Annotated in this window: 9 protein-coding genes; 5 read left to right on the top strand and 4 right to left on the bottom strand. The window is 74.5% G+C overall.

Annotated elements, in window-relative coordinates; genetic code table 11:
* Positions 1 to 64: 64 nt before the first annotated feature.
* Positions 65 to 565: a hypothetical protein gene (locus ACFXA3_RS24310; protein ID WP_385190060.1), complete on the top strand. Its 501-nt coding sequence runs from the start codon at positions 65 to 67 to the stop codon at positions 563 to 565.
* A 116-nt stretch (positions 566 to 681) separates the two neighbouring features.
* Complete coding sequence (locus ACFXA3_RS24305; RefSeq protein WP_053786186.1) at positions 682 to 927, top strand: DUF397 domain-containing protein; 246 nt, start codon at positions 682 to 684, stop codon at positions 925 to 927.
* A 94-nt stretch (positions 928 to 1,021) separates the two neighbouring features.
* Here the strand turns inward: ACFXA3_RS24305 and ACFXA3_RS24300 are convergent, their stop codons facing one another.
* The 4 genes from ACFXA3_RS24300 to eccB form a co-directional block, all read right to left on the bottom strand.
* Entirely contained in the window at positions 1,022 to 1,330 is a 309-nt protein-coding gene (locus ACFXA3_RS24300; protein WP_054220985.1) for a WXG100 family type VII secretion target, read from the bottom strand.
* 56 nt (positions 1,331 to 1,386) lie between these two features.
* On the bottom strand, positions 1,387 to 1,722 hold the full coding sequence (locus tag ACFXA3_RS24295) for a WXG100 family type VII secretion target (protein ID WP_054220986.1): 336 nt from the start codon (positions 1,720 to 1,722) through the stop codon (positions 1,387 to 1,389).
* A gap of 213 nt (positions 1,723 to 1,935) precedes the next feature.
* Positions 1,936 to 3,213: a type VII secretion-associated serine protease mycosin gene (mycP, locus tag ACFXA3_RS24290; RefSeq protein WP_385190057.1), complete on the bottom strand. Its 1,278-nt coding sequence runs from the start codon at positions 3,211 to 3,213 to the stop codon at positions 1,936 to 1,938.
* A gap of 11 nt (positions 3,214 to 3,224) precedes the next feature.
* Positions 3,225 to 4,835 carry a type VII secretion protein EccB gene (eccB, locus tag ACFXA3_RS24285; protein ID WP_385190054.1) on the bottom strand — a complete coding sequence of 537 codons (1,611 nt, stop codon included), beginning with the start codon at positions 4,833 to 4,835 and terminating at the stop codon, positions 3,225 to 3,227.
* 278 nt (positions 4,836 to 5,113) lie between these two features.
* Between eccB and eccE the strand changes: the two genes are divergently transcribed.
* The 3 genes from eccE to ACFXA3_RS24270 all read left to right on the top strand — a co-directional run.
* On the top strand, positions 5,114 to 6,388 hold the full coding sequence (eccE, locus tag ACFXA3_RS24280; protein ID WP_385190053.1) for a type VII secretion protein EccE: 1,275 nt from the start codon (positions 5,114 to 5,116) through the stop codon (positions 6,386 to 6,388).
* Entirely contained in the window at positions 6,385 to 7,083 is a 699-nt protein-coding gene (locus ACFXA3_RS24275; protein WP_385190052.1) for a hypothetical protein, read from the top strand. Before eccE ends, ACFXA3_RS24275 begins: the two co-directional genes overlap by 4 nt.
* A gap of 1,151 nt (positions 7,084 to 8,234) precedes the next feature.
* The coding region (locus ACFXA3_RS24270) for an SCO5717 family growth-regulating ATPase (RefSeq protein WP_385190050.1) at positions 8,235 to 9,425 on the top strand (1,191 nt) is incomplete at its 3' end.

Below are 9,425 nucleotides of genomic sequence, written 5' to 3'. Positions count from 1 at the left end.
CAATATTTTAATGATCCGCCGACCACCGATATATACACTCTCATAGGCGTCGGCAGCGTCATTTGTGTATAAGACACCGCCCTACGACTTCGCGGCGGCGGCCCGGGCCGCGGGGGGGGCGGGGGACACGGGCCCGGGGTACGCCACGGCCGACCTGCCCGCCCTCTCCGGGGCGAGCGACGGGGGATCCGATCCGGACGCTCCCCTGGCCCGCAATCCCGGAGGGGTGGTGGGCTGCGTCTTCCACATCGGCGGGGAGGACCTGGAGGTGCACACCGTCGCCACGCGGAGGCCGCAGGCGCTGTCCGTGCTGTTCCCCGTGGTCTCGAAGGCGGCCGGCGTGGGCCCGGAGGGGCTGGTGCCGTTCGGGGCGCGGGCGGCCGCGGCGAAGGCCGGTACGGCGGTCCTGGCCCCGGGCGGGAACGTGGCCGCCGTACGGCTCGAACTCGACGGCGACGGGGACGCCTCGCTGCTGCTGACCGCCGGGGAGGCGGGCCCCAGCGGGCTGAGCCGCGGCCAGGTCGAGGGCATCGCTCAGGCCCTCGCGGTGCAGGTGCAGGGGTGAGCGGCCGGCCGGGTACGGGGTGATCGGAGGGAAACCCTCCCCCGCTCCCGCGTGCAGCACCGATAATCGCCAGGGAAGACCGCGGGAGCACCGCACCGCCGAGGGAAAGGCCGCACATGGGCACCCAGCAGGAGAAGGACGAGCTGTACGCGCTCGACATCAGCGGCGTGGAGTGGGAGGGCCCGCCCGGGACCAGCCCCGACGAGGAGCGGGTCGAGATCGCGCGGCTGCCCGAGGGCGCGGTGGCCATGCGGTCCTCGCTCGACCGGGACACCGTCCTGCGCTACACGGCGGCCGAGTGGGAGGCCTTCGTGCTCGGGGCCAGGGACGGGGAGTTCGACCTGGACCGCGGCTCGCGCTGAACCCGGCGGGCCCGGGACCGGGCCGGGGTACGGCGACGGGGCGCGCCCGGTGCGGGCGCGCCCCGTATCCGCATGCGGCTGCGGCCGGCCGGGCTCAGTAAGCCTCGGTGAACAGGCGCGAGGCCTTCACGTCGGTGGCGCGGTAGTCGCCCTTGCCGCGCTCGATCAGCTGGGCGACCTGCTCCAGCTGGTTCTTCATGTGCTCGGCCTTGGCCTTGTACTTCCCCTGGAGCGTGATGTAGGCCTGGTGCGCCTCACCGTCCCAGGTGTCCGTGACGACCTTCAGGGCCTGGTCCATCTCCTCCAGGTCCGTCACGATCTTCTTCGAGACGACGCGGATGCGGTTCGCCATCTCCTGGACGCTCTCATACCGGACCTTGGTGTGGCCGTCGGAGCCAGCCATGTTCTTCTCCTTCGCGCTGAGCTGAGCTGTGTGGGGAACGACGCAAAAAGGGCGGGTCAGATGCTGTTGAGGCCGGAGCCGCCCTGGCCGGCACCGGCCTGCACCGTCTTGAACGCCGCACGCACGTCGTCGTCCTGCGCGTTGCTGAGGTTCTTGGTCTGCGCGACCGCGTTGTGCAGCACACCGAGCAGACGACGGATCTCGTCGTGGTCCTCGTTGACGACCGTCTGGGCGGAAACGAAGCCCGAGGCACCCACACCGGTCCAGCCGGCGCTCACCGTGGCGAGGATGTCGGCCAGCTCGCGGGACTGGGTGGTGACGGCACGGGCCGTCGTCTCGATCTTGTTCTTCGCCTGGACGATCGGATCGTCTGCGAGTCCGAAATTGCTCATCCGAAGCTCCTCACTTCTCAATTCGCCGGCAGAACCGGCGGATTGCGCAGCGGAAGGGAGGTTCCCGGCGCGGATGCGAGTCACGCGGCCCGGAATTCCCCCTCCGCCTCACGCGATCCCCCGATCACAGTCGTGAAGCCTGGTGTCACTCTAGCCAGTTCATCTGACGGTCCCAACATCGGCAGGCCGCTTCCGTTGATGAACTGTGACGGTTCACTGCAAACGGCCGCGGCGCCTGCGGGCGTCGCGCACCACCGTCGCCGTGCCCGCGATGACCGCGATCAGCACGCCCGCGATGCCCAGAGCGTACGTCCCGTACCGCTCCTCGCGCTCCTGCGCCGTCTCCGTCATCCGCAGCGCCGCCGCCTCGGGGGCGGCCGCCGGGGGCGGGCCGGGGTCCGGGACGGGGGCCTTGGGGCGCTCGTGGTCCTGGGTGACCGCGCGGACCGGGTCGACGACGCCCCATCCGACGTAGTCGTCACGGCCGTTGACCGAGCGCTCGGCGGTCCCCTCGATCTGCCAGACGATCTCCTGCGGGGTCCAGTCCTCGTGCTTCGCGCGCAGCAGGGCGGCGACGCCGGCGACGTAAGGCGCCGAGAAACTGGTGCCGTTGTCGATGCACTGGCCGAAGCCGGGGACGGTGGAGACCATGTCGACGCCGGGCGCGGCCACCGCGATGAAGTCGCCGGGCTGGGAGAACGCGGCCCGCTCGTTGTTGCGGTCCGAGGCGGCCACGGCGAGGACGCCGGGGAAGGCCGCCGGGTAGGTCTTGCGCTTCTCGCCGTTCATGCCGTCGTTGCCGGCCGAGGCCACGACGACGACCTTCGCGTCGACGGCCCGCTGGACGGCCTTGCCGAGGTCGGAGTCGGCGCTCAGCGGGACGTCGGTGTCCTGGGAGATGTTGATGACCTGCGCGCCCTTGGCCACCGCGTGGTCGATCGCCGCGCCCAGCGACTGGGCGTTGCCCTTGCCCTGCCCGTCGTTCTGCCGGATCGGGATGATGGTGGCCTCGGGGGCCAGGCCGACGAAGCCGGTGCCGTCCTGCGGCCGGGCCGCGATCAGACCGGCCACCTTGGTGCCGTGGCCGACCGTGTCGGTGGTGCCGTCGCCGCCCTTGGGGTCGATGAGGTCCTTGCCCGCACCGACGTCGATGGCGCCGCTGAGCTGCGGGTTCGCACGGTCGACCCCGGTGTCGATGACCGCGACGCGGACGGGCTTGCCGCTCTTGTCCTTGCCCTTGGTCTGCGCCCAGAGCGCGTCGAGGAGCAGCCGCTGCAGGGCCCAGGGGCGGTCGGCGATCTGCTTCTTCATCGGGAAGGTGCATTCGCCGGCGCCCGCGAGGTCCAGCGCCGGCGCGCGGACGGGCCCCGGGTGCGGTGCGGCCGCGGTGGCATCCGTGGCGGCGCCGGCCGTGGTGGTCGTACCGGACAGGGCGGCGACGGCGAGCGCGGCGGTGACGAGTGCGCTGCGCGTGTACGGGGGCATGGGCATCGGCGGTGTCCTCACGAACCCTGGGGCTGGCGGGCGGAGTTGGTGTCCAGGCGCGGCCCCTTCGAGAGGAACTCGGACCAGGCGATGGGCACCAGGGCCGGGGTCACGGTCCCGTAGCCGAGCCGGATCTGCGCCTGGCTGGCCTCGGGGCGGCCGTCCGCGGCGCCCTGGCCGTTCGGCTGGTCGGGGGCACCGATCTTCGACTTCTCGGCGTCGCTGTCGCCGTTGGCCTGCACCGCGTACCGCAGGCCGGTGTCGGTGACCAGGAACAGGGCGCCGCCCGCCGTCGTCTGCCGGCCCTGGACCTGCGTGTACAGCAGTCCCGAGCCCGGGGTGACGTACGCGCTGGTGCCGCTGGCGGTGATGTCGATGGGGAACCCGGTGCCGGCCCACGTGCTCAGCGTCTGGTTGCCCTGGCCGTCGACCGAGCGCAGCACGTTGCAGACGGTGTCGCGCGCGGCGGCGCCCTGGGGCGTGCCGGCCGCGGCGGGGGCGCCCTGCGCGGGGTCCGCGGCGCCGGCCTGGTTGATCCGGTCGGACTTCTTCTGCGGCCACCTGGCCTCGCCCTTGAACGCCGTGGCGTCCGGGTTCAGCGACTGGAGGTCGACCTCGCGGGGCTTGCCGTGCATGTTGAGGCCGTCGGTCGCCGGCGCGGAGATCAGCAGCCACGCCACGAAGTCGGAGACCGGCGCGACCTTCCCGGGCAGGACGACGTAGTGCTGTGCGCCGGAGCCGGTCTGCGCCGTCAGCACCATGCCGACCTTGTTGTCGGCGGTGGTCAGGCCCTGCACGTCGGCCTTCGTGCCGGCCGCGACGGGCAGCTGCGGGAAGGCCAGGTCGTCGCCGGAGTTGAGGGTGTCCAGCCACGCCTGGGTGACCTGCTGCGGGGTGGCGCCGGTGCTGCCGACCAGCGCGTTGGTCATCTTCCCGGCGTCCGCGCCGCCTTCGGGGAACTTGTACTTCGTCCCCGTCGCGTCGACCAGGTAGCGCTCCTTGGCGCCGCCGGTGCTCTGCACGTACAGCATCTGGCTGTCGGTGACCTTGCGGGCGTCGTCCATCAGCCCCGCCTCGCGGTCGGCGAGGACGAACGTCGCGGTCTGAACGGTCTTGCCGTTGCCGCCCGGTGCCTGACAGACGGCCCAGCGCTTGGCCTTGCCCGCGTCCTGCGGGGCGGGCAGCCGGTCGGGCGCGTACGGGATGCCGATGATGGGCCCGCGCGGCGGCTTGCCCGCGTCCAGGATCTTGTCGTCGATCTGGATGACCTTGAACTTCTGCGGGTCCAGGAGCAGCCGGGCGGAAGCGAGGTTGAGCACCGGGTGCAGCCGGGTCTGGTCCTTGCCGTTCACCTTGGTCGTCAGCACCACGTACCGGGTCGTCGACTGCTTGCCGACGATGACGTTGGTGCCGGCCTGGTCCCAGCCCTTGGGCGCCTGCGGCTTGAACATCCCCCAGGCACCGAACCCGGCGAGTACGAGCGCCCCCGCCACCAGCCCGGGCAGGACCGCGCGCAGCGGACGCGGCGCACCTTCCTCGGAGCCCGTGGCGGAAGGCTGGAGGAACGCGGCCACCGTGCGCCGCTTCGCAAAGGTGTACGCGTTGAGTTCATCACGTCGTGATGCCATGACCGTCTGCTTCTCCCCGCACGGCCCGGTCGGTGAGTACGGTCCCCCGGGCCTCGATTGTCGGACCGGAGACCTACTATGCCTCTTGACGGAGGGTGCCCACGGGCCGGGTAGGGTGAGGCTGCCGCTCACTGCCTTCCGGACCCCACCATTCAGGGGTCGTCGGGGTATTCAGGGCTTGTTGGGGTGGATTGGGGAGATTCCGGGGCCCTGCGGCGGGCAGCTCCCGGCTCCGCTACTCACGGGGTACGGCCCCAGAAAGGCGAGGTGGGCGCCTGATGGCCACCGCGACGCAGCCGCAGACGGGCGCGCCGGCACCCGTACGCGGCGGGGTGACGCCGTATCCGAAGTCGAGCCCGGGCCGTTTCGGTCCGTTCCGATTGCAACAACTCGTGCTGCTCCAGATCGCCGTGGCCGCCCTGCTGGTGGCCTGGGTCGTGGAGCCGCTGCTGCTGGTTCCCGCCGGTGTGCTGGCGCTCGTCCTGGTGGTGCTCGCCGTCGTACGCCGTCATCAGCGCTCCCTGCCCGAGTGGATCGGCGGCGCGCTCGCGCTGCGCTCCCGGCGCCGGCGGGCCGCGGCCTTCACGGTACCGGCGGGCACCGAGCCGGGGCTGGCCCCGCTCGTCGAGGCCGATCCGGCGCTGCGCACCCTCACGTTCAGCGACCGCGACCGGCGGCCGGTGGGCATGGTCGGTGACGGGACGTTCCTGACGGCCGTGGTCCAGGTGGACATGGACGCCACCGCGCTGCGGCCCGACCGGAGTGCGCGGCCGCTGCCCCTGGCCCTCGTCCGGGACATCCTCGAAGTCGACGGCATCCGGCTGGAGTCCGCGCAGCTGGTGCAGCACACCCAGCCCGCGCCGGCCCCGCACCTGCCCGCACAGTCGATGGCCACCCGCAACTACGCGCCGCTCCAGGCCACCACGGGCGCCCCCGCGGTCCGGCTGACCTGGATCGCGCTCAAGCTCGACCCGGAGCTGTGCCCCGAGGCGGTCACCGCGCGCGGCGGCGGGCTCGGGGGCGCGCAGCGCTGTGTGGTGCGCGCCGCCGACCAGTTGGCGAGCCGGCTGACCGGGGCCGGGTTCCGCGCGACCGTGCTCACCGAGCAGGAGCTGACGGCCGCGCTGGCCACCTCCTCCTGCGCGAACCCGATGGCGATCACGCAGGCGGGGCGCTCGGCGAGCACCGGCCGGCGGACGGAGGAGACGGCGCGCACCTGGCGCTGCGACGACCGGCGGCACACCACGTACTGGATAGGCCGCTGGCCGCAGCTCGGCGGCAGCGGAGCGGCGTCCCTGCCGCAGTTCGTGGCGCTGCTGACCTCGCTGCCCGCGCTGGCGACGAACTTCAGCCTGACGATGGCACCGGCGGAGCGCCAGGGCGTGACGCTGACCGGCCACGTACGGGTCACGGGCCGCAGCGACGAGGAACTCGTCGCGGCCCGCCGGGAACTGGAACGGACGGCCCGCGGTGTGCGCACCGGGCTGGTCCGGCTCGACCGTGAACAGGTACCGGGGCTGCTGGCTTCGCTGCCGCTGGGAGGGGCGCGATGAGGGGCGGCTTCGGGCTGATCGGCCCGCGCCGGGAACGGCACACGGTCCCGGCGGTGGACCTGGACATGCTGGCACTGCCGGTCGGGGACGACGGCGTCGTCATCGGCGTGGACGCCGAGGGGCGCCCGGCGGTGCTCGGCGTCAACCGGCCGACGCCGTACGAGGTGACGCTGATCGGCGGTCTGTGGACGGCGCAGGTGCTGGCGCTGCGCGCGGCGGCCACGGGCGCGCGGGTCGCGGTGGAGACCGGCCGCGGGCAGGTGTGGTCCGGGCTGGCCCAGGCGGCGGGCGGCGGCCAGCAGTGCGTGACGCTGCACGAGGTCGGCCGGGTGCCGCCGCAGGGCGCGTCGGCGGGCAGCCCGGTGCTGGTGATCCGCGACTGCGGAATGCGGCCGCCGCGCGGGCGCGTGGTGGCGGGACCCTGGCAGTCGGTGCTGACCCTGCTTCCGTACCTGAGCCCGACGGCGCCGAGGCTGCTGCAGAACTCGTCGCTGGTGGGCGTCCAGCGGGTCTCCCCCGACGAGGCGGACCAGCTGGGCCGCCTGATGAACCTGCCGCGGGCGGCGGTGGATTCGCTGCCGACGCTGGGCGACGGGGTCACGTTGTGGTGCACGCCGCGGGACCGCCAGTTCGTGATGACGCAGGGCACGGAAGCCGAAACGGGCCTCCTGGGCCCCGCCCGCCGCATCGACTGACCCCGCCGCGGGCCCCGTACACGGGGGGGCCGAGCACCTCCGCCGGGTGTGCGGAACGGGGGCCGGAAAGCGCAGCCAGGCCCGTGCCCGGCCCCCGCAACACGGACCGCGGGCCCGAACCCAGAGCAAGGCCGGGCCCCTGGCCGGGCATGCGAAGCAGGGAGCGGGAACACGCCCAGGGCCCAGCCGGGGCCGCGCAAGCGGGTTGGAGAGCCCCGGCATCCGGCCCCTTCCCGGCTTCGGCCCGAGGCCGGCGCGGAACCGGGCCCCTCGCCTGGTGCACGAAGCGCGGGAGCCGCGCAACGCGGGACGGAGCGCCCCGGCGTCCACCGCCCTCCCGCCGCTCGACCCGAAGCGGGGGCGAAGCCGGACTCCCCGCCGGGGGCGGGAAGCGGCGACCGGAGCGCAGCCAGGGCCCTGCCCGGGCCGTTGCGGGGGTTGGAGAGCCCCCGGCATCCGGCCGCTTCCCGGCTTCGGCCCGAGGCCGGCGCGAAGACAGGGAGCGGGCGCGGCCGAGGTTCTCGCCGGTCTCGCAACGCGGGACGGTGAAGCCCTGGGATGCACCGCCCTCCCGGCGTTCAGCCGGGGGCGGGGCCACACCGCGCCCTCTCGCTCGTGCGCGGTACGTCGAGCCGGGCGTCTCGCGGGAGCCTGGGTGCAGGGGTGGTGCCTGCCGGGCCCTCCCGTCGCGCCGGGTTGAGCGCAGGAGCCGTGCGGAGCCGTGGGCTCGTCGGGCGTGAGACCGAGAGGCCTGGGCCTCGGGCGCAGGGGCGGGCTCCCGGCTCGCCGTTGGGGCGCACGGGCCCGTGTGGCACCGTCGGCCCCGCCGCAGTTCCGCCCGCGGTTACGGGACGTGCCCGGGGCCTCTCCGGCCCGGGGGGCCGAGCCGGCCGCCCCGCCGCATCGGCGGATGTGGTGCGCGCTTCGCGGATCAGCGGCACCGCCCGCCACCGGCCCGGTAACGGTTGCTCAGGGCGCGCCCACCCTGTAGGCAGGACGACGAGGACGACGGCCGCAAGCCGCCCGCGAGGGCCCCCGCGGCGCAGGACGTCCGACGGGGGCGGACACCGGTGTCGGCGCGCGATTAGGCTGGGCGCGGGCGCGGCGTCGAAGTGGGCGCCGGACCAGTGTTCGACAGACCAGGAGGACCAGTGAGCGGCGATCGGAACGAGAGGCGCGGCGGGACTTGGGACGTCCCGACGGACGATCAGTCCGACGCGGAGCCCGAGGTGACGGGCGAGTTCACCATCGACTACACCCCGCCGGCCTGGTACACGCAGGGCGCGACCCCGGCCACTCCCGTACCGGGCCTCCCCGAAGGCAGCGGCTTCGAACCCCACCGCCCGACGGACGTGGCCTCGCCGCCGACGATGCGGATCGCCCCGCCGGCCCCGCGCACGCCGTCGGACGCCGCAGGCTCCCCGGCTCCGGCTCCGGCTCCGGCTCCGGCTCCGGCTCCGGCCGAGTCACCCGCCCTGCCCCTCCCGGCAGCGTTCCCGCCGCCCGCGGACAGCACCCCGGCGCCCGCCGCCGACGCGCCCTTCCCGCCGGCCCCGGCCCTGCCGGCACCGGCCGAGGTGCCCGCTCCCCCGGCCCCGGCTCCCTTCGCCGCCCCGGCCACCGACGTGCCCGGACCGCTCGTGAAGCCCGTCCAGCGGCAGGACACCCCGCCCGACGGGACGGCCGTCCCGTTCGGGGACCCGGAGCCCGTGGCTGCGCCGCAGGAGCCCCAGGACGCCGTCCCCGTGCCGCCGGCACCGAGCCCCGTCAGCCCCGCGGATGCGGTTCACCCGCCCGTGGAGGCCCCCTTCGGGGGACCTGCCGGCGAACTCCCGGCGCTGCCACCCGCGTTCCCCGCCACGACGGCACCCCAGGACTCCTTCCCGTCTGCCTCCGCGCCCGCTTCGGCACCGCAGGACGGCTCGGGGCTGCCGCCTGCCCCCACACCCGCGCCGCAGGACGGCTACGGGTTCCCGCCCGCCCCGGTGCCCTCACCTGTACCTGCGCCCCCGAACGGCTTCCCGTCTGCGCCGGCATCGCAGGACGGCTCCGGATTCCCGGCCGCCCCCGCGCCCGCGCCGCAGGACGGCTTCCCGTCCGGCTCCGCGCCCACGCCGGCACCGCAGGACGGATACGGGTTCCCGCCCGCCCCAACGGCACCGCAGGACGGCTCAGGGTTCCCGTCCTCCCCCGGCCCGCAGGACGGCTACGGCTTCCCGCCGCCCGCCCCTGCGCCCGCGCCCCAGGACGGCTCCGGATTCCCGGCCGCCCCCGCGCCGGCGCCGCAGGACGGGTACGGGTTCCCGCCCGCCCCCGCAGCCGCCGCGCAGGCGCCCCGGGAC

Origin of the sequence: Streptomyces sp. NPDC059456, assembly GCF_042750055.1 — a bacterium.
Lineage (GTDB): Bacteria > Actinomycetota > Actinomycetes > Streptomycetales > Streptomycetaceae > Streptomyces.
Note: the sequence above shows the minus strand (reverse complement) of the source record. Positions and strands in the feature narration are given on the sequence as shown.

Coding starts and splice junctions, on each gene's coding strand:
- ACFXA3_RS24275 (WP_385190052.1), top strand. CDS start 6,385: ATGAGGGGCGGCTTCGGGCTGATCGGCCCGCGCCGGGAACGGCACACG.
- eccE (WP_385190053.1), top strand. CDS start 5,114: ATGGCCACCGCGACGCAGCCGCAGACGGGCGCGCCGGCACCCGTACGC.
- eccB (WP_385190054.1), bottom strand. CDS start 4,835: ATGGCATCACGACGTGATGAACTCAACGCGTACACCTTTGCGAAGCGG.
- ACFXA3_RS24305 (WP_053786186.1), top strand. CDS start 682: ATGGGCACCCAGCAGGAGAAGGACGAGCTGTACGCGCTCGACATCAGC.
- ACFXA3_RS24300 (WP_054220985.1), bottom strand. CDS start 1,330: ATGGCTGGCTCCGACGGCCACACCAAGGTCCGGTATGAGAGCGTCCAG.
- ACFXA3_RS24295 (WP_054220986.1), bottom strand. CDS start 1,722: ATGAGCAATTTCGGACTCGCAGACGATCCGATCGTCCAGGCGAAGAAC.
- mycP (WP_385190057.1), bottom strand. CDS start 3,213: ATGCCCATGCCCCCGTACACGCGCAGCGCACTCGTCACCGCCGCGCTC.